This is a genomic window from Streptomyces sp. NPDC097129, from assembly GCF_055668065.1.
The window spans coordinates 25,006-50,028 of the sequence record NZ_JBVOQE010000023.1; the positions used below are offsets into that span (position 1 = coordinate 25,006).

Annotated in this window: 27 protein-coding genes and 3 pseudogenes; 3 read left to right on the forward strand and 27 right to left on the reverse strand. The window is 68.5% G+C overall.

Annotated elements, in window-relative coordinates; all coding sequences use genetic code 11:
• Positions 1-29: 29 nt before the first annotated feature.
• The 14 genes and pseudogenes from AC0B9F_RS36585 to AC0B9F_RS36650 all read right to left on the reverse strand — a co-directional run bounded on the left by AC0B9F_RS36585 (position 30) and on the right by AC0B9F_RS36650 (position 8,161).
• Positions 30-572 carry an SMI1/KNR4 family protein gene (locus AC0B9F_RS36585; protein ID WP_472009947.1) on the reverse strand — a complete coding sequence of 181 codons (543 nt, stop codon included), beginning with the start codon at positions 570-572 and terminating at the stop codon, positions 30-32.
• 130 nt (positions 573-702) lie between these two features.
• Positions 703-937 (reverse strand): annotated as a pseudogene (locus AC0B9F_RS36590) (IS5/IS1182 family transposase); the annotation flags it as partial.
• A pseudogene (locus AC0B9F_RS36595) lies at positions 927-1,111 on the reverse strand (restriction endonuclease); the annotation flags it as partial. The pseudogenes AC0B9F_RS36590 and AC0B9F_RS36595, both read right to left, overlap by 11 nt.
• Positions 1,108-1,296 (reverse strand): hypothetical protein, encoded by a 189-nt coding sequence (locus AC0B9F_RS36600; RefSeq protein WP_472009949.1) that lies wholly within the window; start codon positions 1,294-1,296, stop codon positions 1,108-1,110. The pseudogene AC0B9F_RS36595 and the gene AC0B9F_RS36600, both read right to left, overlap by 4 nt.
• A gap of 95 nt (positions 1,297-1,391) precedes the next feature.
• Positions 1,392-2,240, reverse strand: coding sequence for a helix-turn-helix domain-containing protein (locus tag AC0B9F_RS36605; RefSeq protein WP_472009951.1), 849 nt, complete (start codon positions 2,238-2,240; stop codon positions 1,392-1,394).
• Positions 2,241-2,256: 16 nt separating this feature from the next.
• Positions 2,257-2,802 carry a DUF6879 family protein gene (locus AC0B9F_RS36610; protein ID WP_472009953.1) on the reverse strand — a complete coding sequence of 182 codons (546 nt, stop codon included), beginning with the start codon at positions 2,800-2,802 and terminating at the stop codon, positions 2,257-2,259.
• Positions 2,759-3,037 (reverse strand): hypothetical protein, encoded by a 279-nt coding sequence (locus tag AC0B9F_RS36615; protein ID WP_472009955.1) that lies wholly within the window; start codon positions 3,035-3,037, stop codon positions 2,759-2,761. The genes AC0B9F_RS36610 and AC0B9F_RS36615 overlap by 44 nt, the downstream gene beginning before the upstream one ends.
• A gap of 186 nt (positions 3,038-3,223) precedes the next feature.
• Positions 3,224-3,820, reverse strand: coding sequence for a hypothetical protein (locus AC0B9F_RS36620; RefSeq protein ID WP_472009957.1), 597 nt, complete (start codon positions 3,818-3,820; stop codon positions 3,224-3,226).
• A 683-nt stretch (positions 3,821-4,503) separates the two neighbouring features.
• Positions 4,504-4,839, reverse strand: a complete 336-nt coding sequence (locus AC0B9F_RS36625) for an STAS domain-containing protein (protein WP_472009959.1) — start codon at positions 4,837-4,839, stop codon at positions 4,504-4,506.
• A 430-nt stretch (positions 4,840-5,269) separates the two neighbouring features.
• Positions 5,270-5,536 carry a DUF4235 domain-containing protein gene (locus tag AC0B9F_RS36630; protein WP_472009961.1) on the reverse strand — a complete coding sequence of 89 codons (267 nt, stop codon included), beginning with the start codon at positions 5,534-5,536 and terminating at the stop codon, positions 5,270-5,272.
• 4 nt (positions 5,537-5,540) lie between these two features.
• Positions 5,541-5,990, reverse strand: coding sequence for a DUF3618 domain-containing protein (locus tag AC0B9F_RS36635; protein WP_472009963.1), 450 nt, complete (start codon positions 5,988-5,990; stop codon positions 5,541-5,543).
• Positions 5,987-6,412: a phage holin family protein gene (locus AC0B9F_RS36640; RefSeq protein WP_472010000.1), complete on the reverse strand. Its 426-nt coding sequence runs from the start codon at positions 6,410-6,412 to the stop codon at positions 5,987-5,989. Before AC0B9F_RS36640 ends, AC0B9F_RS36635 begins: the two co-directional genes overlap by 4 nt.
• 98 nt (positions 6,413-6,510) lie before the next feature.
• A complete protein-coding gene (locus AC0B9F_RS36645) occupies positions 6,511-6,954 on the reverse strand; it encodes a phosphatase PAP2 family protein (protein ID WP_472009965.1) in 444 nt (147 codons plus the stop codon).
• A gap of 157 nt (positions 6,955-7,111) precedes the next feature.
• The gene (locus tag AC0B9F_RS36650; protein WP_472009967.1) at positions 7,112-8,161 is read right to left on the reverse strand and encodes a YihY/virulence factor BrkB family protein; all 1,050 of its coding nucleotides are present in this window, start codon (positions 8,159-8,161) and stop codon (positions 7,112-7,114) included.
• Positions 8,162-8,385: 224 nt separating this feature from the next.
• Between AC0B9F_RS36650 and AC0B9F_RS36655 the strand changes: the two genes are divergently transcribed.
• The 3 genes from AC0B9F_RS36655 (at position 8,386) to AC0B9F_RS36665 (ending at position 9,513) form a co-directional block, all read left to right on the forward strand.
• Entirely contained in the window at positions 8,386-8,655 is a 270-nt protein-coding gene (locus AC0B9F_RS36655) for a hypothetical protein (RefSeq protein WP_472009969.1), read from the forward strand.
• Positions 8,656-8,997: 342 nt separating this feature from the next.
• Complete coding sequence (locus AC0B9F_RS36660; protein ID WP_472009971.1) at positions 8,998-9,216, forward strand: hypothetical protein; 219 nt, start codon at positions 8,998-9,000, stop codon at positions 9,214-9,216.
• 141 nt (positions 9,217-9,357) lie between these two features.
• Entirely contained in the window at positions 9,358-9,513 is a 156-nt protein-coding gene (locus tag AC0B9F_RS36665; RefSeq protein WP_472009973.1) for a DUF6131 family protein, read from the forward strand.
• 124 nt (positions 9,514-9,637) lie between these two features.
• Here AC0B9F_RS36665 and AC0B9F_RS36670 read toward each other — a convergent pair whose 3' ends face one another.
• The 13 genes and pseudogenes from AC0B9F_RS36670 to AC0B9F_RS36730 all read right to left on the reverse strand — a co-directional run.
• Positions 9,638-10,108 carry a hypothetical protein gene (locus tag AC0B9F_RS36670; RefSeq protein WP_472009975.1) on the reverse strand — a complete coding sequence of 157 codons (471 nt, stop codon included), beginning with the start codon at positions 10,106-10,108 and terminating at the stop codon, positions 9,638-9,640.
• A gap of 484 nt (positions 10,109-10,592) precedes the next feature.
• Positions 10,593-10,946: a hypothetical protein gene (locus AC0B9F_RS36675; protein ID WP_472009977.1), complete on the reverse strand. Its 354-nt coding sequence runs from the start codon at positions 10,944-10,946 to the stop codon at positions 10,593-10,595.
• Positions 10,922-11,425 carry a DUF5959 family protein gene (locus AC0B9F_RS36680; RefSeq protein WP_472009979.1) on the reverse strand — a complete coding sequence of 168 codons (504 nt, stop codon included), beginning with the start codon at positions 11,423-11,425 and terminating at the stop codon, positions 10,922-10,924. Before AC0B9F_RS36680 ends, AC0B9F_RS36675 begins: the two co-directional genes overlap by 25 nt.
• A 186-nt stretch (positions 11,426-11,611) precedes the next feature.
• A complete protein-coding gene (locus AC0B9F_RS36685; RefSeq protein WP_472009981.1) occupies positions 11,612-11,947 on the reverse strand; it encodes a hypothetical protein in 336 nt (111 codons plus the stop codon).
• A 10-nt stretch (positions 11,948-11,957) separates the two neighbouring features.
• Positions 11,958-18,059, reverse strand: a complete 6,102-nt coding sequence (locus tag AC0B9F_RS36690; RefSeq protein WP_472009983.1) for a DNRLRE domain-containing protein — start codon at positions 18,057-18,059, stop codon at positions 11,958-11,960.
• Between the two features lie 543 nt (positions 18,060-18,602).
• Positions 18,603-18,683, reverse strand: a pseudogene (locus tag AC0B9F_RS36695) (asparagine synthase-related protein); the annotation flags it as partial.
• A gap of 1,171 nt (positions 18,684-19,854) precedes the next feature.
• A complete protein-coding gene (locus AC0B9F_RS36700) occupies positions 19,855-20,628 on the reverse strand; it encodes an NAD(P)H-dependent oxidoreductase (RefSeq protein WP_472009985.1) in 774 nt (257 codons plus the stop codon).
• A gap of 154 nt (positions 20,629-20,782) precedes the next feature.
• The gene (locus tag AC0B9F_RS36705) at positions 20,783-21,193 is read right to left on the reverse strand and encodes an ectoine synthase (RefSeq protein ID WP_255918540.1); all 411 of its coding nucleotides are present in this window, start codon (positions 21,191-21,193) and stop codon (positions 20,783-20,785) included.
• A gap of 63 nt (positions 21,194-21,256) precedes the next feature.
• Positions 21,257-22,498, reverse strand: coding sequence for an NAD(P)/FAD-dependent oxidoreductase (locus AC0B9F_RS36710; RefSeq protein WP_472009987.1), 1,242 nt, complete (start codon positions 22,496-22,498; stop codon positions 21,257-21,259).
• The gene (locus AC0B9F_RS36715) at positions 22,495-22,692 is read right to left on the reverse strand and encodes a ferredoxin (protein WP_472009989.1); all 198 of its coding nucleotides are present in this window, start codon (positions 22,690-22,692) and stop codon (positions 22,495-22,497) included. The genes AC0B9F_RS36710 and AC0B9F_RS36715 overlap by 4 nt, the downstream gene beginning before the upstream one ends.
• A gap of 25 nt (positions 22,693-22,717) precedes the next feature.
• Positions 22,718-23,923 carry a cytochrome P450 gene (locus AC0B9F_RS36720; RefSeq protein WP_472009991.1) on the reverse strand — a complete coding sequence of 402 codons (1,206 nt, stop codon included), beginning with the start codon at positions 23,921-23,923 and terminating at the stop codon, positions 22,718-22,720.
• A 60-nt stretch (positions 23,924-23,983) separates the two neighbouring features.
• Positions 23,984-24,529, reverse strand: a complete 546-nt coding sequence (ectA, locus tag AC0B9F_RS36725; protein ID WP_472009993.1) for a diaminobutyrate acetyltransferase — start codon at positions 24,527-24,529, stop codon at positions 23,984-23,986.
• A 53-nt stretch (positions 24,530-24,582) separates the two neighbouring features.
• Positions 24,583-25,023, reverse strand: a 441-nt coding sequence (locus AC0B9F_RS36730; RefSeq protein ID WP_472009995.1) for an aminotransferase class III-fold pyridoxal phosphate-dependent enzyme, incomplete at its 5' end; no start/stop codon positions are given.

Here is a 25,023-nt window from a genome sequence, read left to right on the forward strand (position 1 = left end):
CGCAGCCTACGACGTGCAGGACGGAGCGTTCAGTCCCACCAATCGTCGCCGGTGCGCCAACGCCGCACCCACTCCGCGAAGCCCCATGCCTGGTCGCCGGGCACCGGGACGGCGCCGACGTCGGCGACCATCCACACCTCGCCGCGGCGGGGGCCGGTGGTCAGCAGAAGCCAGAACGACTGCCCGTCCTCGGACCCGAGAACAATGGACCCCTTGTTGAACGTGGCGTCGATCCGCAGGTCCTCGGGGCCGACACTCTCATCGTCCTCCCAACTCCACGCTGCCTCCAGGGGGAACGGTTCCCCTGGCTGACGCGGGCCGAGGTCGGGCCACGTGTCGGGCAGCCAGCCGAGCGGCTGGAGACCGCCATCGCCGGCGGGACCCAGGCTCGACCCGTTGCTGACCTCCGCGATGAAGGTCCTGTACGGCTCCGGCAGGACCACCTCGTTCTCGTGCTCCCACTCCGCGACGGCTTCATGCCCGAGCGCCGGCTCGCGCCATTCCGGCGGGAAGACGGAGCGCAGGAAATCGAGAGTGGCTTCAACGGGACGCTGATCACGGGTGTCTGTCACGGCAGCATGCTGACAGAAGGGGCTGACAGCCCATCGCGGCCGCCTCTCTCCGGAGCCGCGCCGCCCCAGGCCATGAACATCGAACAGGGCCGAAGGCAGACGCCTCCCGAAGTGGTGAACATGTGCTGTCCGTTCTCGTGGACAGAGCCACCGACCAGATGAAGATGGCGGCGAGGTAGATGGTTGCGGTCTTGTCGTAGCGGGTGGCGAGGTCGCGCCACTGCTCGAGCTTCGACGGTGTTGCGCTGTTTGTATGTCTCGCGGTCAAAAGCCGGCGGACGGCCGCCGAGGCGGCCGCGGCGTTTGCGGTTCGCGGCCTGGTCGGCCGACTGCGGAATCACCGCTCTGATGCCGCGCCGACGAAGAGCGGGCGTGCCCGGTGAGCTGGAGGGCGATCTGCTCGTAGACGCGGGGTTCGAGGTCCGGGTCGTTCCATGCGAGGACGGCGGTGACGAGTGCCTCGTGCGGGGCGCGGTCCAGGGGAGTTCGGCCTCGATCAGGCCGTCGGGGTCGTGGAGCACGACGTGGGTGTCGTTCATCGGGTGCCCGCCGCGTCGTCGTCCTGGTCGTGGTCGTCGGTGTCGGCGTCCGGGGCCTGGACGGCGAGGAAGCGGGCGTAGCCGCGTACGGCGCGCTCCAGCAGCGCGGGTGAGGGCCGGCCGAAGTCGGGCGGCTGGAGGCCGGGGCCTTGTGGCGCGGGGCCGGGGGGTGTGGGCGCGCTCATGGGCACCGCCTCCGTTGCTGGGGTGCGTCGGTGTCGTTCAACGCTACGGAGGCCGCCGCTCCGTCCTCAACGAAATTGCGGGTAATTGCGGAACTTCACCCCAAGGCGTCGATCGCGGCCCGGATGAGGTCGCGAGCCGCGTCGCCGTAGACGGCCATCTCCGCCAGGCCGGCGAACGCCTTCGCGTAGTCGGCGACCTCGCGCGGCTGCGTCACCTTGATCTCCGCCGTCAGCGTCTCCACCACGGCCACGGTGTCGTCGTGGAGGTAGAACGCCTCCAGCGGCCACACGGTGCGCTGCGCGGTGAACGGGATGATGCCCAGCGAGACCGAGGCGAGCGGCATCACCGCCAGGAGGCGGCGCAGCTGCCCGCGCATCGCCTCGGGGTCCGCGGTGCGGAATCGCAGGACCGACTCCTCCATGAGCACGACGTACCGGTGTCCGCCCTCGTAGAGGAACCGGGAGCGCGCCACCCGGGCGGCGACCGCTTCGGAGACGTCGTTCGGCGTGCCTTGGAACGTCGTGATCTGCCCCATCAGGGCGGTAGCGAAGGCCGGCGTCTGGAAGAAGCCCGGGGGCACGTTGGAGACGTAGACCCGGCAGACGCGGGTCCGCTCGTGCAGGGTGTTCCAGTTCTGCTGGACCTTGCGCATCCCGTCCTTGTGCAGGCGGCGCCATTCCAAGTACATCGAGTCGACGGCGCGGGCGGTGGCGATGAGGTCGTCGGCCTGGTCGTCCGCACCGCACGCCGCGCACCAGGCGCGGATGTCCGCGTCGGAGGGCGGGGCGTCGCCCTTCTGGATGCGGGTGGTCTTCGCCGGGTGCCAGCCGCACCGGGCGGAGAGCTCCTTCCCGGTGAGGCCGGCGTCCTTGCGCAGGTGCTGCAACCGCACGGCCAGCGCCCCGCGGGCTGCCTGTGCACTGGACGATGGGGATGCGCTCATGGGGCTGCTCAGGGGCCTAGACGGTGTACTTCTCGTGCGGGATGCCGCGCTCCCAGACCATCTCGAACGCCGTGGCGCACAGCGCGACGGCGGCCGGGGCGGTGGTGCGCTCCTTGCCGTCCGCTGCCCAGTCGCCGGTGCCGGTGAAGTGGTGGAACTGCACGATCCGGTCGTCCAGGAGCCAGAAGTCGTTACCGGGCAGCGCGATGTCGGAGGCGCGGCGGCGGGGCAGCCAGCGCACGTCCTCCCCGGCCTCGAGGTTGAGCGGAGTGATGGCGTGCTCGTAGCGGATGTAGTCGGTGACCGGCTCGGAGACGATCCGCGCGCGGCGCATCACCACGCCGCGGGCGACCGCGTCCTTCACCAGTGGCATCCACTGGGGCCAGAACGCGCGGCCGGGGTCGAGGTTCGGGACGCCGGTGCGCAGGAAGGCGGCGTAGTCGTCCGTCTCGTCACCGACGGCGTAGACGTCGCGCATCTCCAGGTGGACCGCCGTGTGATGGGTGTCGGCGAGCAGCTCAGCGAACGTCGCGGTGTTCAGCTGCTGCGCGTTCAGCGGCATCGCACGCCTCCCTCAGAATCTGCACCATGCGGAACGGAATCCGGATCACCCGCTCGTGCGCGGGGATCCCCGTCTTGTGGCCGGCCACCCACTCGGTGGAGCCGACCAGGGCCTTCAGGAGGGCGTCGGCTTCCTCGCCCTGGAGGACCAGGTCCGCGCTCTCCTCTTCCACCCACACCGTCGGTGATCCCTCGCCGCCGGTGTTGGGGTCGATCCCGACGAACCGTAGCGTCATCGCTTGCTCCCCTGTGAGTCGGTTGCGCGTAGTTGCGCGACGACCGTCCCGCGCCGGGGTAGCGACGTCAAGGGTGCCGATCGCGGCCGCCGGGACGACGTCCGGTCCGTCCAGGTGACCAGGGCCCGCAACTGCGGTGTCGGCCCAAAGACGCTTCGTGTGAGTGCTCACTCACGCGTGTTCCGCTTACGGGAACCGATGTTCATCGACGGTGAAGTCTTCTCCAACCGCCATACGGTGAAGTGGGGTTCTTACTCGTCTGCTCACGTTGTCAAGCACGGTCAGTGCCCAGTCGTTGCGCTGCACCAGACAGCGCCGGATCTTGCGATCAATGCTGTCTAGCTGTTCGCGCCTCTCGTCGATCGGGCGTAGCGCGGCGTGCTTGATTTCACTCGTGGCCCATTGCAGGGCGGAAAACATTGTCTGGGTCGTTGTCTTGATGACCCCTGTTCCCGTGGTGGGGATACCTAGGTGAGTGAGGTCGGCCAGTTGCGACCGCAGTTGCTCGGAGTGACGAGTTGCCTCCGTCTCGAAAGCAGCAAGGTCAAGTCTTTCGTGCAGCAGGTCGTCGTATGCGCGCCGCAGGAGGTCGGTCCAGACGTCGATGGTCGTGCGTGCGCGAACATAGCGGTCAAGGTGCATGCTGGCTTGCTCTTCAGCCCGAATGCTCTGCTCACCGTGCTGTCGACGCCGCTCCACCTGAAGGGGACCAAAGTAGGCCGCCCCGGCGCCGGCCAGAGCCCCTACTAAGCCACTTATCACGCCTACCACGGCCGCATCCATGAGTCTCCCCGCAACTTGAACTGCCGCGTCGCCCCATCTTCCCCGTCATGGCATCAAGCGCGAAACCTGATCGTCAGAACCCGACCGCAGTCCCCGGGCAAGAGCTGCACGCGCTCGCGTCCGTCAAGGTTGAATGACACGCGGTCAAAGCTCGGTGGCAGGGGACACCGGCCACCGCGTGATGGCGTGGGCGCAGCGTCGTTGGACGGTGCGCCCCCTGAGCCGGGCCCGGGGGCATGGCTGATTCCCCGGGGCCCGTGGTGTGCCGAGTCGGTGTGCCGAGTCGGGTGTTGGTCGTCGTCGACCGGGGCCGGGGCCGTCGGCGACGTCGCCGCTGGGGTTGCGTCGCCCGGGTCGGCGGGCTTGAGACCTCAGGCGTCGGTGACGAAGTCGCGGCCGGAGCCGGGGCCGGAACGGGCACGGCCGTGGTCGCTGTGGTGCTCCAGGCGTCGGCGAGGGCACCGTGGCCGTCGTGGGCCTGACGTCGGTGGCCCCTGGTCCTCGGACGGGGGAGGGGGTGAAGACCAGGGGCCACCTGCCGTGACAGGGCATCGACAGACGTCAGCGGTCCTTGACTCAAGGACCCGCGGACACCGGTGCACGCTGTCGCCCAGTCAACGTCGCCACCCGCCAAAGGGTCACGCTCTCGTCCATCCAAGCTCGCGCAGCGTAGGAAGGCCGCTTCAGGCCGACGGGGGCAGTCCGAACAGGGCGTCCGTGCCGGTCAGGGTGAGCAGTCGCCTCACGATCGGCGCCTTCGCCTGGGTCAGCTCAAAGGAGATCCCCCACCGCAGGGCCGTGTCCCTCGCCTGCATCAGCGCGCCCAGCCCGGAACAGTCGCAAAAGGTCACCCGGGACAGGTCCACCACCATGTGCCGCGCTCCGTCCACGTGGAGGGACCGGTCGACGATTTCCCGCAGGTCCTCGGCCGTGCCGAGGTCCAGCTCACCGAAGGTCGACAGCGTGATCGTGTCGCCGTCGTCGGTGATGACCGACTGGAACCGTTCGAAGTCGTTCATGACCGGCCTCCTCCCAGGGCCAGGACGACGGAGACGGGAACGCACCGCCTCATGGGACAGTCCCGCCGCACGGCCGATCCGCGGCTGCCCCCAACCGCGGCGGGACGCCGCGCCATCGATGCATCGATCGCGGCCTCCCTCACCTGGCCAAGCTCGTCCTGCAGCCGAACAGCGGACGCAGCAGCACGCCGGGTGGGAGCTGCCCAAGAGCCCGGCAGAACCACTCCGCCTCAGCCACCATGGCTTCGGTCTCCAGACGCCCATCCATGACCTGCGCCTTGCCGCTCGCCTCAGGTGTCTAACGACTTGAACGTAGTCCGATACGTGAATTCTGTCGCGCCATAGACAGGCAAACCCTGCGATGACCCGGGCCCTTTCTGGTCCGGCCTGAGCGACAACCGCGTCACCTCCGCCAGCACCTCGCGTCGGGTCAGCCGGGCCAGGTGCCGGTCGCGCCCCGGGTGGCGGTGGCGCCGGCACGGTCGACGGCGGCCTTGACCCCAGCGAAGATCGCGCCCTGCAGGGTCGCCGCGAGGAGGACCTCACTCCAGGTGCGTTCTTCGTCGGTGGCGTCGGGGGCATCCTCTTCGTGCCCGAGCATCTTCCACGCCTGTTTGAACAGCGCTCCAGCGAGCATGCCGCTGACAGCGCCCAGGGCCAGACCGACCGGCTTGTAGGCGATCTTCGAGGCTTTCACCAGCTCATCCCTTCCTGCGACGGCACACCAACCAGACAACGGCAGCGCCGGCCGCCGCGGCCAGCAGCGCGGTGCGGTTGCCGCGGGCCGCCTGGGCGGTCTGCGCTGCCTTCTGCCGCACCGGTTCAGGGGCCTTGTCCTGCCAGATATGCCCCGCCTGCGCCGCGCCGGTGCGGGCCTGCTCGGCCGCGTGCGCCGCCTTGTCCTTCACCGGATCGGGCAGCTTGTCCACCACCTGGTGCGCGACGGCGGCCGCCTTTGCTTTCAGCTCGCCGGACTTCACGGCAGCCTGCTGGCGAACCTCGGTCGCCTTCTGCTCGGCGCGGGCCTTGACGTCCGCCTTGTCCGCCAGGGCCTCGACCGTCTCCCCGAGCTCTGCGCGAGTCTGCTCGACCTGCTCACGCAGCTCCTGCGGGCTGGAGGCGGTGGTGGGCTCGTCGTGCGGCTCGGTCATCGCTGTGCACTCCCCTTGATCTCGGCCACGTCGGCCTTGACGCTGTCGATGGTCTGCTCCGGCGCCGGCGGCGCGGCCTGGCTGACCTGCTTCTTCCCCATCAGCGCCATCACCGCGGCGATGACGCCGAGCACGGCGGTGACGATCAGCGCGGCGGCCCACACCGGCAGCGACACCGCCACAGCGGCGATCGCGGTGGCCACCAGCGCCTGCAGCGTCAGGAAGCCGACCAGGCCGGCGCCGCCGAACAGGCCGCCGCCCTTGCCGTACCGCTTGCCCTTCTCCTTCATCTCCGCCTGCGCCAGCCTCATCTCCCCGCGCACCAGCTCGGTCAGCTGCTGCGAGGCACGCTGCACCAGCTCACTCACCGGCTCGGCGCCGGAATCGGTGCCGTTCCTGGATTGAGCCTGGGACGGTGGCACGTGCGACACGGCGCTCACCTCCCGTCAGATCTCGTTCGGGGCGGCCAGGCCGCGCCCAGCCATGTGCTGAGCGGGCGAGTACCCCGACCGGCCGGGATCTACGGCCAGTGGCGCAGCAGCAGGTACGGGGCGCGTCGGGTGAGGCAGGCGGCGGCCAGGCCGATGGCGGCGCCAGCGACGACGTCGCTGGGGTAGTGGGCGCCGCTCTGCACCCGTTCGACAGCCACCACGGCCGCCGGCACCGCGCACAGGCCACCGGCCAGGGGCCACGTCGGAGCGACGGCGGCGGTGAACGCCACGGCGGCCGCCGTGTGCCCGGAGGGGAAGGAAGACGAGTCAGGGCGGTCTTCCACCTCGTCGTGCGGGATCCAGTCCTTGGGGGGCCGGGGCCGGTCGGCCATCTGCTTGCACACGCCGTTGGACACCAGCTGCGCCACCACGACAGCTGCCAGGCCCGCGGCTGCCGCCCTGCGGCCGCGCCGGCCGCCCAGCCAGACCATCGCCGCGGCCGCCCCGCACCACAGCTTGGTGCCTTCCGCCACCTCCTCGACAACCGACAACGTTCTCGCCGCCCCGGACGGGATACGGGAGGCGGCCTGTTTCGGTCAGCAGCCGATCCGCGTCACGCATTCCCTGGAGCAACCTCATGGAAGCCTGTTACCCCAGGTCACCGGCATGCACCCGAGATCGATTGTGTCTTCACCCATTGTCCAGGCGGCGCCGGTCCTGCTCGTCCCACTTACGGGTGTCGCGCGGCTGGGTGTAGGGCTCGGCCTGTGGCGGATGGCCGCCGGCGACGGCCCGCTGCCGGGCGGTCTCGGCGTCGACCTCCAGGCCCAGCAGGATCGCCAGGTTGCTGATCCACAGCCACACCAGGAAGACGATGACGCCGGCCATCGTGCCGTAGGTCTTGTTGTAGGAGGCGAAGTTCGCGACGTAGACCGCGAAGGCGGCGGAGGCGATCATCCAGATGACCAGGGCAAGGAAACTGCCCGGCGTGATCCACCGAAAGCCCTTGATCTTCGCGTTCGGGCTCGCCCAGTACAGGATCGCGATCATGACCGTGACCAGGACGACCAGCACCGGCCATTTGGCGATCGACCACACCGTCAACGCCGTGTCGCCGAGCCCCAGCGCTGTGCCCACCTGGCGGGCCAGGCCACCGCTGAAGACCACGATCAACGCGCTGATCACGGCCAGGACCAAGAGAACCACGGTCACGCCGAGCCGCACCGGCAGGATCTTCCACACCGGGCGACCCTCGGGCATGTCGTACACCGCGTTCGCCGCGCGGATGAACGCCGCGACATATCCGGACGCCGACCACACCGCGAGCACCAAGCCGACCAGGGCCATGATGGAGCCGATCCCGGCATTGCCCTGCAGCTGCTTCACCGCGCCCGTCAGGATGTTGCGGACCGAGCCGGGGGCGAACTGCTGGAGATTGGTCAGCACCTTGTCTGTGGTCGACTTGCCGGTGAGGCCGAGCAGGGAGACCAGCGCCAACAGCGCCGGAAACAGGGCCAGCACCCCGTAATAGGTCAGCGCCGCCGCCCGGTCCGTCAGCTCGTCATCCTTGAACTCCCGCAAGCTGCCCTTCAGCACCCTGCTCCAAGACCCCCTCGGCAGCTTCGACAAAGCCTGCGGCTGCCGCCGCTCCACCTCGGGGGCCGGCCCGGCCTCTTCCGGCGTCGGCGCCTCATCACCGGCAGCATGGTTCTTTCGCCCAGGAAGACGCAGCTTCACCATGCGCGCCGAGTACCCCCGCCACCCACCCCTACCACGGCTCCCCCAGCTGGCTCCCCCAGCCTCGGGCAGGACACTGCGGTGGGCGCCGTTGAGCAACGATCCATACGGATACACGCACTTGACGGGTGTTGGTCTGAATACTGCTGTCAGGCCCGGTAAGTGCATTCTCAGCAGAGCCCGGCTTGGGGGCGGCATGAGGCCCGTTGGGTGGGCAGGATGGGGGCATGGCAGCCCACCTGCGCTGTGACGACGTCCTGCTCCTTATTGGCGACCAGCAGATCGCCGTGGAGGCTGACCTGGGCGTGTTCATGCCGGACACGGGGTTGTGGGGTGGCGTCCCGCGTCGTGTTCCAAGCTGGGCGGCAGATGCCATGCGAGACGCTGAGGCGCGCCTGCGTTTCCCGAGCGGCCAGAAACGCCGGATCCGCCCCCTTGCCACCCCCGACGACGAAACGTCGGTCCCATTCATCGGCGAAGGAGAAACCCCGTTCTGAAGGATGCTGAGACCCAGGTCGTGCAACTAGCGCTTTGGGTCATACGGGGGAGAATTGATGTTGGGGCCCCTCAAGCGTTCTGCCCGGTGTTGAGCCCTTGTGATCGGGTAGAACGTGGCGCCTGTCGTCGGCTCCGATTCGGCATGACTCAGCCGGTTCGGGGCGAGCGGCGCCGGGCACGCGCTCGTGGTCGCGGACGTCGCGGCGGGCGTTCATCAGCCGGCCCAGCGTCCACTCGACCGGCCCGCAGTGGGGGACGGCGCAAATCGCCCGCAGGCGGAGGCGCCCATCCGTCCGCGCACACACCGTGCGCATCTCGGGGTACGGCGGGAGGCTGGCGTCATGGCCAGCGAGCGCCCAGTCGTGATCTACCCGCCCAACGAGCACGGCGGCCGCCGCGTCCGCATCAGCGGAGAGAGCGTCGGCACCGCCTACATGCTTAACGACATCGCGGTCTTCATGGAGCGGGCAGGCCTGGCACAGTGGTGGGACGAGATCGATGTGACCGCCGACACCGAGATGATCGAGTGGATCGGCGGTGACCCGCAGGTGTGGGGCTAGGCGCAGCACTCTCTCCGACCAGGCATGATTCCCAATTGTTCGGGTATCACCCGAATAGAGCCTTGGCGTCAGACATCAGGCGACACCCTGCCAGGCCCGGTCATCAGCAGGCGTTACCGGCTGCTGGGAAAGGAGACCACAGTGGTTGCCCTTGGCGTCATCCTCCTCGTCGTCGGGTTCGTCCTGCACATCGGCATCTTGTGGACGATCGGGATCATCCTCCTCGCGATCGGACTCATCCTGTTCGTCCTCGGCTCCATCGGACACGCCGTCGGAGGCCGACGCCACTACTGGTAGGCGCAGCGTCTGGTAGGTGCCGCTGACTGGGGTAGTCGGCGGGTGCGTGCCCCGCCCGCTGCCGCGAGGGCTGCCCGGCAGTGGCCGTCACCGCCACCAGGGCGGTGGCGGTGGCGGAAGGCGCCTACTTCTTGTCCGGGATGGTGTCGTCGATGACGATCTCCGGCTCCGGGTCGTTCGGGCTGCTGGCGGCCTTGATCCGGTCAATGGCGGGAGCGACGGCGTCATACACGCGGCTGGACGCGGCGGTGTTCTCCCTGGTGCCGTTGAACTTGGACGGGTGCGCGTTGGCGTCGAGTTCCTTGAGGTAGGCCACGAGGTTCGTCCCGGTCATCGTGACCCGGACCAGCCCGCGCCCTGCGCGCGGCCCGGTGGAGATCTCCGACACCGTGGCCTTCACGGTGTTGTTCCCGCCATCGGGCTTGGTCTCGTTCCACAGATCTTTCGAACACACGAGGGTGACCCGGGCGATGCCGGCGGCCTTGCTGAGCCGTTCGTCGTGTCCGGGCGGGGACTGAGTGCAGCCGGCCAGAGCGAGAACGACGAGGAGCACCCCGGCCCCAACTACGCGCTGTACGGGGGAAGTCAGTGGCATTTTCACCACGACATCCTTGAGCAGTGATCCACATGGATATGCGCACTTGCCTGATTTCGGCCGAAACGCTGCGGTCAGGCCGGTAATCGCACGCCCGGCCCTCAGTGCTTCCTGACCCGGCCCCGGTCAGCGCGTAGAGATTCGGTACGCGCTGACCCACTCCCGCGGCCGGCAGGCCGCAGGCCGACTGCGTCGCGGCGTGACTTCACCAAACGCGCGGTCGTTGAGAACGCGGGATCAACTCCATACAGCGGGCCCCGGATGTCATGGCCGATTCCCCGGGGCCCGCAGCTTTCTCACCTCACGTCGTCGATGCCTGTCCGGCGGGTGGCGCTCTCCTACACCCGCAATAGACTGGAATAGCCGGTTCTGAGATGGATCGGAGGGTGTGATGATCCCCGGCCGCCGCCGATGGCGGTCCCCACGGCGGTGGCCGACGGGAGCAACCACCCGCTTCCAGTCCTATCCGGCCGAGGAACCCTCATCAGAAGGGGACAGCCCCTTCACCGAGGAATGGCACGGACGACGCGTCACCGAAGGCCGCAAGCGGACGGATACGGCGCTCCTGTCCAGAGGACAGGCGCAGGCGCGCCTCATCGGCCCTCTTCACGGCAGCCGCCAGGTCCTGGGAAAGGTCGCGCAGGACGCCGCCCCACACTCCGGTTTCCGGCAGGAACAGCCCCAGGTCGACGTCCACCGCGATCTGCTCTCCGCCGAGGAGCAGCAGCGCATCGTCACAGCGCAGCTGAAAGAGCGTTTTATCCCGCCAGGGCTGTTTGAGAAGTGAGGGCGTTCGCGGGCGAATGACGCGATTCAACGCTTGCGGCTGGGACTCCACTCGTAGGCCATGGGAGCCGTCTCTACGACTTCACTCGGCCAGGTTTCTCGAACGCGCTCAAGTCGCTGGTGATGCTCCTGGATCCAGGTCTCCTGCGGCTGGAGCCAGAGCATTGCGGTGAGGCGGTCGGGGTCGTCAACGGTCACGGACAAGGAACGGTCCTCGTGCATGTGGAAGACGAGACTCAGTCCGCGGTCGCCACCGATGCTCGCGTCCGTGCCCGGCGCGAGGCGGGCCAGGTCGCGCTGCCAGGCGTCGAGGTCCTGTTGGAACAGGAAGAGTTCAAGCCGAGCGTCAACGAAGTCGGCGGAGGCCAGGACATCGGCCCGGAGGATGTCGTGGCCGGTCAGCACCCCCGGCTGGTAGCGGCCAGTCACTCGGACGACGCAGCGGTTGCCGTCTGCATCTTCCAGGTGGATCAGGTCCACTGCGTCCGATTCGGTCACCGCTGGCCTCTCTCTCGTGATGGTCATGTGCATCCTCTCGCAGCTCCTCCGCGAGCCGGGGCGCGTAGCGCTGCTGTCCGGAACAAACGGGGAGCCCCGGTGCATCGGCGGGTTCTGCCGATGCACCGGGGCTCTCTCTTGTCCGGGTGTTTCCTTCAGCGCCTGCCGGCCGCGTGGGCCACCGAGCGTATGTGCTGCCGTTCGGTCACACCGGGACGGTTACGCCGCGTAGAGCATGGCGATGCCGCAGGCGATGGCGCCAGTGACGAACACGACCGCGGCGGTCGCCTCCCAGGCCTTGTCCTTGGACAGCCGGGCCCGTCCGTAACCCAGCGTGGCGAGCCCGCCGACGAAGGGCAGCGCGGCCGCGATGAGCATGACGGCCCCGGCGCCTGCGGACGCGCTCTGCGTGGGAGTCGGCTCTGTGAGGAGCTGCTGCGCCCCGTTGAGCGCGAGCGGCAGGAGCGCGAGGAGTGCCGGGAACGCCGACACGATGAGCATGACGGCGGTGGCCAGTGCTCCGCGTTCCTCCCGAGGGGGGAAGGTGTTGATCACGCTTCTTCTCCTACCAGACGCCGTACAGGGAAGTGTAGAAGGCGATGTTGGAGGCGAACAACGCCCATACGCCCTTGGCGAAGATGTTGCTGTTGAGCCAGGAGCAGGGCTTGTTCCTGTTGCACCAGGTGTTGTCCGGTCCCCAGGCCGAGACGTTCATCTTGATCGTCCCCCAGCTCTTGTAGAAGGAGAACTTGATGGTCTTGCCCCGGCCCTCGACGTGGCCGGGCAGGGACAGGAACTTCCAGTAGGTGCTGCCGAGCGCGGTGACCCGGACCGGGCCCTTGCCGTAGGCGAGGTTGCAGCGCTCTCCATAGCTGAGGGTGGCACCGCAGCCGCTGAGGGGGAACACCCAGAAGTGGTGGGTGATCCAGCGGAAGACCGTCGAGGTCGAACTCCAGTAGAACCCGAGGTTGTAGGTCGCGGAGTAGGAGTAGGCGCCGCTGAGGTCGGTGCAGGAGACCGGGTTGCCCCGGCAGTACTCGTAGCTGTTGTCGTTGCCGCCGCTGACCGGGTCGGTCTGGAGGAACCGCCCCTGGGTCGGGTCGTAGAGGCGCACACCCATGAGGGTGGTGCCGGACGGGGTGCTCGCGTCGCGCTGGTAGCCGCCGAGCCAGCCGTAGCGTGCGGCCTGACCCGACTGCTGGGCGTTGCCGTACTCGTCGTAGGCGTAGGCGACCGGTGCCTGGGTGGTGTCCAGCGGAAGCTGGAGGGTGACGTCGCCGTGGACGTCCGTCAGCTGCAGGATGGTTCCTCCTGCGGCGGCGGTGATGGCGGCCAGCGTGCCGTCCTGGCCCGCGACGTTGCGCTGGACCGTGTTCGCGGTGGCGTCCTTGATCCAGCTGGGGCTGTCGTCGTCCGAACCGTAGTGGTTGGTGGTGTCGGAGACGACCGTCCAGGTGTTGTCGGCGTTCTTGTGCTGGGTGGTGGAAGCGGCCAGGCGGCCCGCCGCGTCACGGTTCCACGTCTGCTGCGTGGTGCCTGACGTCTGCTGGCGGACCAGGTCGTTGGCGTAGTAGCTGATGGTGGTGCCGTCGGCCTGCGTCAGGGTGCGGCCGAAGGCGTCGTAGGTGGTCCCGGGTGTGACCAGGCGGTTGGCGCTGTCGTAGGTGCTGGTGGTGTGCTGTGCTCCCGTGCTGGTGCAGTCGGCGCCGACGGCGCTGGTGGAGACGTCGAGGCCGGTGCGGTTGGTGTTGCCGTCGAAGGTGTAGGTGCGTCGGGTGCAGATTCCGTCGTCGGCGGAGTCGTCGGTGCGGATGAGGCGGCCGAGTGCGTCGTAGCCGTAGTTGCGCTCGTGGATCTGCCCGGCGTTGTCGACGTCGCTGACGATCAGGCCCTGGCCGGAGCGGCCGATGGCGTCCGAGGCGATGGTGGTGCCGTCGCTGTCCCGTACGTAGGTGCGGGAGGTGACTGCTCCGGTCTCGTCGTAGTCGGCCTGGAGGGTGTACCCGCCGGGCAGGTGCTCCTGGGTCAGGTTCCCGTCGGCGTCGTAGTCGGCGCTGAAGGTGCCGGCGACCGAGTCGGTGCGGGAGGTCTCCAGGCCCCGGGGGTCCTTGGAGGTGTCGTAGGTGTAGGTGGTTGAGGAGGGGGCGGAGTCCGTGGTCTTGGTCGGACGGTCCAGGGTGTCGTAGTAGGTGCGGGTGGTGTTGCCCGTGCCGTCGGAGTAGGAGATCTCCCGTCCCAGCTGGTCGACGGTGCGGGTGACGGTCTGGCCGCTGGCGCTGATGGAGGCGACGCTGCCGTTGGCGGCGTCGTAGGTGGTCGTGGTGTCCGCGACCGCGGTGCCTGCGCCTCCGGCGATGGTGGTCTTCACGGCGCGTCCGGCCTCGTCGAAGGACCGGGTCACGGTGCGGGTGGCGCCGTTGGCCGTCTCCGTCACCTTCGAGACGTTGCCCCACCGGTCGTACTCATTGGTCTTGGTGGGGAGCTGGACGGGGTTGCCGTTGCCGCCCGTGATGTCGGCGACCGGGGCGGTGGAGCAGATGAGACCGGCCCATTCCGGCCGTCCCTGGCACGCGCCGCTGCCGGCGGCGCTGTAGTAGGTGGTGGTCGTGGTTGAGGCGTCGGTGCCGGTGGAGCCGGGCAGCGTGGTCTTGGTGATGCGGCCCTGGCTGTCGTAGGTCGCGGTGCGCTTGACCGCGAGTCCGCCCGGATCCTGGACGGTGGAGGTGACGACGCCCTTGGTCCAGTCGTAGGTGGTGGCCGTCGTCTGGACGTCGGCCATCAGGCTGGGCCAGGACCGCAGTACGGCACCGATGGTCTGCTTGGTGACCTGGTCGGCGATGACGGCGGTGCCGTCGGTGGGACGGCCGCTGTCGTACTCCTTGCGGGTCTGGGTGCGGGCAGTGGCCTGGCTGCCCGCTTCGGCGACGGTGGTGGTGCCGTCGGTCAGCTTGGCCACCAAAGTGGTGCGGCGCAGGGGCGCGTCGGTCTCCACTTCCCGGATGCCGTCGCTGTCGTAGACGGTGGTCGTGGACAGCAGCTGGGCCCGTTCGGCCGAGGTCAGGGCGTTGATGCCGAGGTCGGTGAGCTGGGCGCGCTCTGCGGTTCCGGTGCCGAGGGCGAGTTCGCGGGCGCCCGCCGACAGCGTGCGCACGATGTTGCCGAACTTGTCGAACTCGGTGGTGCTGATGTGGTGCCCGGGAGCGGCGACGTTGACCTGGCGCCCGGAGGCGTCGACGTAGTGGATGGTGGCTCGGGCGTAGTCGCCGCTGCCGAGCGTGGCGCCGTCGTTGGCCGCCGGGGTCTGGTCGGCAGGGAAGATGGCCGTGGCGTCGGTCGGGGCGTCGTTCTGGCCCCACGTGGCGAGGGCAGCGGCGCCCAGGTTCTCGGGAGCTGCGCTACCGGTGAGCGGGACGCCGTAAACGATGGAGGTGGTGGCTGTGCCGTTGGTCTGGTCGGCGCTGCCCGGGATGAGGCTGGCGCGGGAGATCTTCAGGAGCATGCCGTCGCCGGCGGCCGGGTTGGAACCGGCGCTGCCGTAGGTGAAGGCCCACGGGAGCTGACCGGTCGGCGTCAGGGTGGCGATCCGCCCCGCGCTGTCGTAGGTGTAGGCCGTCTTCAGCGGGGAGGCGAGCCTGGGGTCCCAGGCCTCGCGGAGCCTGCCCTGGTCATCGTATGCGTACGCGGTCACGTTCACCGCGGTTGCGTTGGCCGCGCCGGGGACCGTCGACCACAGGCGCAGCCCGGAGACCTGGTCCTTCACGTCGCCGAGCGCCACAGCGGTTGCGGTGGTCGTGCCGGCGTAGACGAACTCCAGCACCCTGCAGCCCTTGGTGGACGGGGTGGCGGCACAGGTGCCGGCGGAGACTGCGGACGTGGGGGCGATGAGCATCTTCGGGCGTGAGGTGTGGGTCTGTCCCACGGTTACCGGCTCAGTGACGGTGGTGACGGTGGTGTTGTCGACACCGTCCACGTAGTAGCTGGAGGCGTTCCACAGTGCCGCGTTGTTCGGAACAGGCGCGAAGACCGTGACGTCACCAGCGCTGTTGCGCAGCGTGAACGAGCCGCCGAAGCTTCCGGTCAGCGAGTAGTCTTCGGCGCCGGTCTCCGGGGTCCAGCCTGTCTTGGCGGCGTTCTGGGTGAAGTGGAGCTGACTCTGGGCGTCGGTTCCGCTGACGGTGAGCGAGGTCGCTGAGGTCTTCGCCAGGGTCGCCCACAGGGACGACTCCTGTCCTCCGGCGGCGGCGTACTGCCACTCCTTGCCGAAGATGGGCGCCATGGCGGTGTTCGTGTCGTCGCTCTGGGACGGACGTGAGGAGGCCGTGCGGTCCACGCCCATGCCGAAGAACGCCGCGTCGCTCTCGTTGACGACGTACTTGCCGGTGAGCAGGTTGACCGAGCCGGGACCGATGTCCTCGGTCTCCGCGCCGTCCGCGCTGCGGTCGACGGTGACGTCGATCGGGTCCGACTGGGCGGTGGCGCCGTTGGGGCCGGTGAAGTCGGCACGGATCTGCACGGCGCCGTCCGGATGGACGGTCGAGGTGGCGTTCCACGTCAGGTTGGGCGTCCGGCCTGCGGTCAGGGCGACCGGCCACGCCGTGAGCGGCTTGCCGTCGAGGAGCACGTCACCGGCGGGCAGGGCGGTCCAGGTGTCCGCCTCGCCTCGACGCCAGGAGAATGCGGCACCGGTGTACTTCGTGGCGTCCGACTCCGCGGCGAGCGGCAGGCGTGCCGCCGTCTGTGCCCCGGAGTCGGGGCTTATGACACCGCCGGGACCGACGTGGAAGGTGTAGGAGAGCGGCTCGGACTTGTTGTCCGCCCGGTCGGTGGTGCGCACCTGGAGCGTGTTGGTACCGCCCTTGTCAGGCTTCACGGTGAATGTGACGGGCGTGGTTCCGCTGGTGGCGACCTTGGTCCAGTCGGTGCCGTTCAGGGACCACTCGATCCCGTTCTGGTCCCCTGCCGGCGGCGTGGCCTGGAAGGTCCCGGCCTGTCCGACGCCCTTGACCCAGGCGTTGGCCGGGTAGTCCGTGGAGGTGATCCCCGTGGGCGCGGAGGGGGCACTGGTGTCGACCGTGAAATTCTTCCAGTCCGACCAGCCGAGGTTGTAGTGCGTGCCGTCGTAAGGGGTCGTACGGAACTTGTACGTCTTGCCGTTGGTCAGCAGGCCGGCCGGCACGGTCACGGACGCGGGCGTCCCGGCCGGCACGAACGCCGAGGGCAGGTTCGACCCGACCTGGGTGCCGGTGACGGCGTCCGCGATCTGGAAGAAGCCCTGGACCTTGTCGTTGTTCGGGTCCGCGAAGGTGTCGCGCAGCGTGGGCGTGACCGTGTTCACGAACCACGTGCCCGATGCGTCACGGAAGAACGGCGGGCCGGCCTGTTGGTCGGTGCCGGTCCTGGGCCGGTAGTTGTACGTCACCACCAGCTTGGGCGGGTTGGCGGAGGCGTTCGCGGAGTTGACGCGCTTCCACTGAGCCGTGACGGTCTCGTCACTCGCCCGCAGACCCATGCTCGACGTCTTGTTCTTCGCCGAAGCCCACTCCTGGGCCATGGTGGTGACGTCCGCGTTGATCCAGCCGTCGGGGGCCGTGGTGCACGCGGTGTTGCCCCTGGTCTCCGTCGAGGTCGCCTTCTTGGCGCTCCAGGCGGGCTGCGCCGTCCACCGTGAGGACGTGGTGGCGGCGCCGGTGGCCCACACCTCCCACGGGTAGGCCTTGCAGTCGGTGTTGCCGGAGTGGAAGTTCCACAGGCTCAGCTTGGCGCTGGAGACCAAGGCGTCGGCGAACGGCGCGGTGTTCCAGGTGATGAACGACCGGGCCGTACGAGGCGTGCCGTCGGCGTTCTTCGTGCCGGGGTTACCCAGGTCGAGTTCGGTGTCGGTGGACTCGTCCACGGTGACGCCCTGCTGCACGTACGTGTCGAAGACGTTCGACAGCGATGCGGTGGAGGGGTCGACGGTGACCGGATAGACGGTCTTGGGATCCGCGAGGAAGGCCGGGTCGGGAGTGAACACCAGGTCGAGGGAGGAGCCGCGCTGCACAGCCTTCATGGCCACAGGCGCCCGGTGCAGGTGTTCGCCGGAGACTGGGTCGGTACTGGCGTCCCACATCTCAGGGGCGGGCATGACCGCATGCCGGGTGCCCTTGCGGTCGGTGAACAGCAGGCTGCCGTCCTTCTGCGGCACCGCCTTCAGGCCCTTGACGTGCAACGGCAGCGTGTAACTGTAATTCGCGCCCTCGGGCCGCTTGGTGAGCTGCACGTACTGCTCGAAGCCGGTGCGGGTGGCCTCGACGACGAGATCAGCGCCCGGCTGGACCTGCGGATAGGTGGCGCGTGTGCCGTTCAGGACGGGCTTGGGCAGGTTCCCCTTCCACTGAAGGGTGATCTTCTCGTCCCCCTCGCCCAGGGTGACCAGGTCGCGCGACGCTGCCACCGCCGTGGACTTCGGTGCACGGGCGGCCTGCGGGCTTCCCCCGGCAAGGCGCAGGCCGCGCGGGTGCCCCTTGGGGGCGATCCCGTCACCGTCCTGACGCAGCGTGAGGTCCACCGGCTGCCACTGGCCCCCGGAGCGGTAGCGAATCGGACCGGCCGACACCTCGGTGGTCAGGGAGCCGTCAGGGTTTGCCCAGGTCGTCGAGGTCTCACTGCGCTCGGAGAGGGCTTCCACTCGGTGCCCGGACAGCCGAGCGGTTACGCGGGCGGACGGGATGTCCGCCGCCGCCGTGGCGAAGTCCTTCTTCTGTGACGGCGCCGGGGAATCGGCATGTGCCGAGCTGGCGGTCCCGTCCAGAGTGGTGACGGATAGGGCCAGAACCGCTGATGCGGCTGTGATGGCGGTGTTTCTGGTCCAACGGCCTCGTGGGCTGGGCCAGACGCGTCTGCCGCGTCCGGGGGCCGTTCCTGCTGATCGCATGGTGCCTCTTGCATGTTCAGGCCGACCGCACATGATCGTCGTCGGCGTATGCGCAAGGTAGCTGCGCAGAAATGACACCGGATCAGACAAACCTGCTTCAAAGAATCATCACGGGATCTTCACGTGATGGATCGTTACCCAGTCGACACGGAGAGCGCCATACCTGACAGGGCGTAAGCACCGCATAAGTCCGCCTTCGCCCCGAAGGCGTAGCTCCTCGTGCGGCGCCGGAACGGCCTCGACCAAACCGCCTGCGACCTGGCCAGAAGCGGCGCGGGGCGGCGAGCGCGGTCGCCGCGAGGAGTCCAGGCCACCAGAGAGGAGCGCGCACAGCGGCACGTCGGAGACCATCTGACGGGTGACGGCGTCCTGCAGCAGCCCGACGAGGATGCGGTGGGCGGTGGAGGCGGCGATGTTGCACCGGGCGGCCAGCCGCAGCGGCCCGATGCGGTGTTCACGCCGCAGCCGCGCGGCCTGCGCCTCGATGGCAGCCGGCGGCGTGGGCGTGTCGATCCAGATCAGCCACGCCGAAGCCCAGGAGACCCGATCATCCGCAAGGCCGTACATGCGGATGATCGGGGGCGGTGAGCATTTGCCTAACCACGCACTGCCACGCCAGGGCGGGGATTGATCTCGGTCAGCAGTAGATGTCCTCGATCCGGGGGTAGCCAGCCCGCGCCAGTATGGCGAACGACTTCGGTGAGGCGGCTATGTAAGGCCGCCCACCAGCCCCTGAACCGCGGCCATCCCGAGCTTCAGGCCGTGCTGTCCGCCCCGGTCAGCATCCGCGACCCACACCGGCAACACCGGTGGACAACGCCGACGACGAAGGCCGGCTGCCGCATGGCCGACGGCCCCGAGTCACGGCCCGCGCCCGTGGAACGCGCGCGGCCAGCCACCGTCGGCCCCGTCTTTCGCACCATGTCACAGCGGGCGCGCCGGTTGGTCGGGGGCGTGTGCCGTCGCCGCGTGCAGCCGCATCCGCGCAGCGGTTGGCTACCAGGCCCCCGGTCAGCAGGCTAGTTCTTCGAGCTGGTCGGCCAGGCGCTGGTCGGGGTGGTGGAACTCGCCGGCTGCTGCCTCTTCGACTTTGAGGCGGTCGACGGCTTGGCGCAGGACGTCTGTCTGTGGGGAGCGGGTTCCGGAAACTGTCCTACAACCAACTCCCTTTCATGCTCAGGACACAAGACCAGCACAAACACCCGCCGGGCCATTACACGCTAGCGAAACCCACAATGAGCCCGGTCCTACTCAGCACACACGACACAACCCCCGCTCACACACCCCAACCTCCCCACCGAAGCCGCTCACCCCGCCTCTCAGCAAACCAGCAACACACCAGGCCAGCCGCCGCCCCATACACCAACAAACCCCCTCCGAGCGTTAGCGACGCCGCCATCTTGGAACCGGCCGGTGACGGTGCTGCCAAAGCCCCGGCAACGCAACTCCTGAGCGCGCCCGGCCGGTGGCGATCTTCACGTTGGCGGCCAGAACGTGGCCAGGATTGAGTGGCGGGAGGGGGCGTACGCCGGGCCTGACGGCCTCATCGTCAGCTCTCGGTGCGGTAGTGGGCGGCGGTCCCCGTGGCGTGCGGGTTGAGTTCGGGACGCAGGACCAGGTCCTCGTCGTAGTCGCCGCCGTTCTGGTGGCGGAACGGCAGCGGTCCGGTGTGCGGAAGGTCCTCGAGGCGCTGGCGCAGGACGTTCGAGTGGAAGGCGTACGCGGCCTCGTCCAAGCGGTCGGCTCCGTGGACGAGCAGCGGGGGCAGGACCTCGATCCCCGCGTACCACAGCGTGCCGTGCTGGAGAGGGAAGAGCAGGTCGTTGAGCTCACCGTTGACGCCGCGGGGGCCGAGGCTCGCCTCCCGGGCACCGGCACTGACGACGACCATCGCGCGTTTACCCGCGAGCGCCCCCTCGCCGTAGCGCACTTGGCGCCCCCAGGCGTCGCGGACACCGAAGGCGAACCCGCCAACGAAGACGCGGTCGAACCAGCCCTTGAGGATGGCCGGCATCCCGTACCACCACAACGGGAACTGCACGACAAGCGTGTCCGCCCAGGACAACTTGTCGTGCTCGGCCGAAATGTCAGGGGGCAGCGCGCCCCGTTCGAAAGCTTGTTGGGCCGCCCTGCCGACGACGAGCCGCTCGCCGTCGGGGTGGGAGAAGTCACTGGCCCGGACGATCGGGTCGAACTTCATCGCGTAGAGGTCGCTGGTGCGCACCTCGTGCCCCTGGTCCAGGAGGTGTTGGACACCGTCGCGGTACAAGGAGCCGTTCAGGGAACGGGGTTCGGGGTGGGCGGTGAGCCACAGGACTTTCACTGTAGGTTCCCTTCTGGCAGATCCATGATCGTGCGCACCTACCCGGCCCGTCCTGGGGCAACCCGCCGCCGGGGCCGTCCCGGACGCGGTGACGCCGAGTCCCCGCCAGTGGCCTGGCGGGGACTCCGGGGATGCGCGAGGGGCGCGGTGCGGCCTACTTGGCCTCCACCACCTCGTCCGTCAGCAGCGGATAGACCCCGTTCTCGTCGTGGTCCTCACGGCCGGTGAGGGCCGGGGTGAAGATGCACAGGAACGTGCTGTCCTCGATCGGCTTGATCGTGTGGTTGTCGGCGTCGTCCAGGATGTGGAGGGTGCCGGGCGTGATGACGTGTTCCTCGTTCTCGTCGCGGTCGACCAGAATCATCTTCCCGGAGATGCAGAAGACGGCCTCCACGTGGTTCGCGTAGCAGATGTCGGTCTCGGTTCCGGCGTACACGACGGTCTCGGAAACCGAGTACCCGAATCCGTCCGAAGCCAGCAGGATGCGCTTGCTGCGCCACGCGCCGCTCGCCGCCGTGACATCGCGGTCAGTACCTTCGATCTCCGAAATCCTGCGAACCTGCATGATGTTCCTCCTGATCGTTCTCGGATTCTCGGTGTTGTGACAAATGAGGGGAGCTGGATAGGGCTAGCGCGTTTTCAGCGACTTCAGGAGCTCGATGTAGAGGCGGTTGAACCGGGCTCCTATGTCCAGGTAGGCCGCCCCAACGATCGCGCTCTCCCGCAGGTACGTGACGAGGATTCCGTCACCGGGGCGTTCGAGGTCGCCGCGAACGATATCCATGGAGTCCGCGTTCCTGGGGTTCCCCGCGATCTGGATGCGAAGTCCGAATACTTCGGTGGCTATGCTGGGGAAGTACGATATCCGGGACATCTTCGATCCGTATCCCAGAGACGACGCTAACGCCTTCCCGGCGACATTCCCGGTCTCAATCGCATTTTTCCAGAATTCCATGCGGGTCAGGTTTTCCGCGCCCCACGGGTCGGGATAGCGGGCGATGTCACCGGCCGCGAAAACGCCCTCGCACCCTGGTACGCGCATGTACTCGTCGACCCGTACCCCGTCGGACAGGTCCAGGCCGTTCCCGTCCAGCCATTCCACGTTGGGAACGCTGCCGATGGCCTCGATGAAGAGTGGTCGTTCGGACGCCGCCCCGGGAGGCGACGCCGAGTGTCCGCCTCCGGACGACCTTCCCGAGCGGTCGCAGAGGAGCTCCTTCGCGGCCTCGCCCGTCAGCAGGGTGACGCCGTTCGCGGTGACCCAGCCTCCGAGCGCGCACGCGACGTCCTCGCCCAGGATGCTCTCGAACGGCCCGTGGCTCATCGCTTCGAGCATGACCACGTCGCAGCCGTACTCCTTGGCGAGCGAGGCCAGTTCGCACGCGACGAACCCGGCGCCCGCGATCGTCACCGCCCCCCTCCTATGGAGCTCCTGGTGGATGTGGTGCGCGTCGTCCAGGCCGCGCAGCGTCCTGTGCGTGTGCGAGGCGCACTCCTCGTCGTCACCGGCGGCGGTCCGCGGGCGTACCCCCGAGGCGACCACCAGGCCGTCGTAGGCGAACGTCCCGCCGGTGCTCAGGTGCAGGACCCTGTCGCGCAGGTCCGCCGTCTGGACGCGAGTGCCGAGGTGCCAGTCGAGCGCGCTGGTCTCGGCCCCCCTGACCCTCAGGTCCTCGGTGATGGCCGCCCTGAGGTCGGCCGACGGCGGGTACCGCTTCTTCGTGAGTCCCGGCCGGTTGTACGTGCGGTGGACCTCGTCCCCGAAGACGGTGATCCTGGCACCGGTTTCGCAGGTGAGGACTGATTGGGCCGCCCGCAGGCCGGCTATGCCGGAGCCGACGATGCCGATGCGCGGCCCTGCGCCGGTCATGCGGCGTCACGGTCCATGACGATCGCCTGCAAGGGGCACGAGTCGATGGCGTCCTCGATCGCGTCGAGGTTCTCCTCGTCGAACGTCTCTTGGTACGTCAGCTTCCCGCCGGCGTCGAGCTCGAAGTGGTCCGGCGCCGAGATGGCGCACAGGCCGTGGTTCTGGCACTTGACCTCGTCAACGGTGATCTTCATGGTCTCCTCCGATCGGAAGCGCGGTTCAGGAACGCGAGGTGAACGTGATGGGCAGCGAGACCGCCCCCGTGTTGCCGGAGTCGGGCAGCCACTCGGCGTCCTCCTCCACGCGCAGGTCGGTCAGGCGCGTGGCCAGCGTCGAGAGGGCCACTCCGATGTCCGCACGGGCGACGAAGTGCCCCAGGCAGTGGTGCAGTCCGCCGCCGAACGCGAAGTGCGGGGAACGCTCGGCGTCGAGGTCGATGCGGTCGGGGTCGTCGAACGCGGCCGGGTCGGTGGCCGACGTCATGGTGAAGAGGTGGAGCGTGGTCCCCTTTTCGATCGTGCGTTCCTTGTACTGGAACGTCTCCGCCGCTTCGCGTGAGATCCAGCGGCCGATCGGGTTGACGCGCAGCGCCTCCTCGACCGCCGCGGCGGAGTAGCGCTCGGGGTCCGACGCCAGCTTCTCCCACTGGTCGGGCTGCTTGGAGAACGCCTCGATGCTCAAGGCCAGTTGGTTCCGGGTCGTGTCGATGCCCGCGAAGATCAACAGGATGATGAGGTTGATGAGCTCCTCGTCGGAGAGCTTGCCCGCGTCCTCGTCCCTGGTCTCCACGAGGGTGCTCAGGATGTCGCCCTTGGGGGACTCCCTGCGGCTGCGGACCAGGGACTCGGCGTACTCGGTTAGCTCGACGATGGCCTGGTCGATCCGGGCGATGTTCTCCTGGATGATGATGCCGAGGCCGAGGCCGATCATGGAGGCGAGTTCGTGGATCTTCTTCCAGTCGTTCTCGTCGATGCCCAGCATCACGCACAGAATCCTGGTCGCGTACGGTGCAGCGAACCGGCTCGCGAACTCGGTGCACCCGTCGTCGATCCAATCGTCTACCAGGCCGTCCGCCAGGGCCTGGAACTTCGCGTGCAGGGGCGCTATCCGGCGCGGCGAGAAGGCGGGGTTCACCAGGCGGCGAATCCTGTTGTGCTCGCCGCCCTCCAGCACCAGCAGGGTCTTCTGCCACCACTCGTCGAAGTGTCCTTCGACGACCCCGTGCTGGGCGGGCCACTTGGCCGATCCTTGCGTCAGCAGGGAGCTCTTCAGGAGGGCGCTGCTGTCCTCGTAGCGCAGGACGGCGATGCCCCAGTCCGTACGTGCGTACCAGTGGGCGTCTCGTGCCTTCCGCACCTTCTCGGAGTCCATGCGGAAGTGGGGGTTGCTGATGTCGAGGTGCAGTGTCGTGGGTTGCGTGGCCATGGCGGTCGGTTCCCAGTCGTCGGATGCGGTGCTGCTCGGACCAGTGACGGGCGGACCGGTTCAGCCGGCGGTCAGCGGACCGATGCGGTAGAGGACCTCGTCGTGGTGGCCCTCGCTGTCGGCGAAGAGGGAGCTGGGGAAGAGGACGCGAGTCTCGACGGGGGCCGAGTGCTTCTTCGCGTACTGCTTCAGCACCATGATGATCGCCTTGTTCTCGGCGGAGACAGTGGCCTCGACGTACCGGGCGCCGTTGGCAACCTGCTGGTCGGCCGCCTCCTGGAAGAGCTTGACGCCGAGGAACGGGATGCCGTGACGCGGGTTGACGGCGGTCTGCCACACGAAGTAGGTCTCGGGCTCCTCGGGGCGGCGGTAGCCCGTGAGGAAGCCGACGAGTTCGTCGTCCACGGTCGCGACCAGCGAGCCGTCGGCGAAGTCCCGGAACCACAGCGAGTAGTAGTAGACGCTGTTGGAGTCCAGGCCGGGAGTGTCCTCGACCATCTTCCACACGGCGGGTCCGTCCTGGGGGATCGGTGCGCGGAAGACGGCCTGCTGCTTTCCGGCGGTGTTCCGCTCGGTGGCGGCTGCGGTGGGCATGCTGATCGTCATGTTGGGTCGGGGCCTTTCTTTCGTGTCGTCTCTCATGTCTGTGGAGGGTGCGGTCACGTCGTTTCGTAGACCGCGCGCTGCACGGTGCGCAGTCCCTCGTCGAGGTCGTCGGTGGTGATGGTGAGCGGGGGCAGCAGTTTCACGACCTCGTCGTGGGCCCCGGCGGTTTCCACGAGGAGCCCGAGTTCGAAGGCGCGGCGTGCGGCGCGCGCCGCGTGCCGGGGGCCGGCGAGCTCCAGGCCCCAGGCCATCCCGCGGCCGCGGTAGGCCGATCCGCTGTGGTGCGCGGCGATGTCGTGGAGCGCGGCCTCGATGGTCTGGGCGTGCGCCAGGGTCTGCCGCTCCAGCGTGTCGTCGCTCCAGTAGATGTTGAGGGCGGCGGTGGCGGTGACGAACGCGGGGTTGTTGCCGCGGAAGGTGCCGTTGTGCTCGCCCGGCTCCCACACGTCCAGCTCGGGCTTGAACAGGCACAGCGACATCGGCAGGCCGTATCC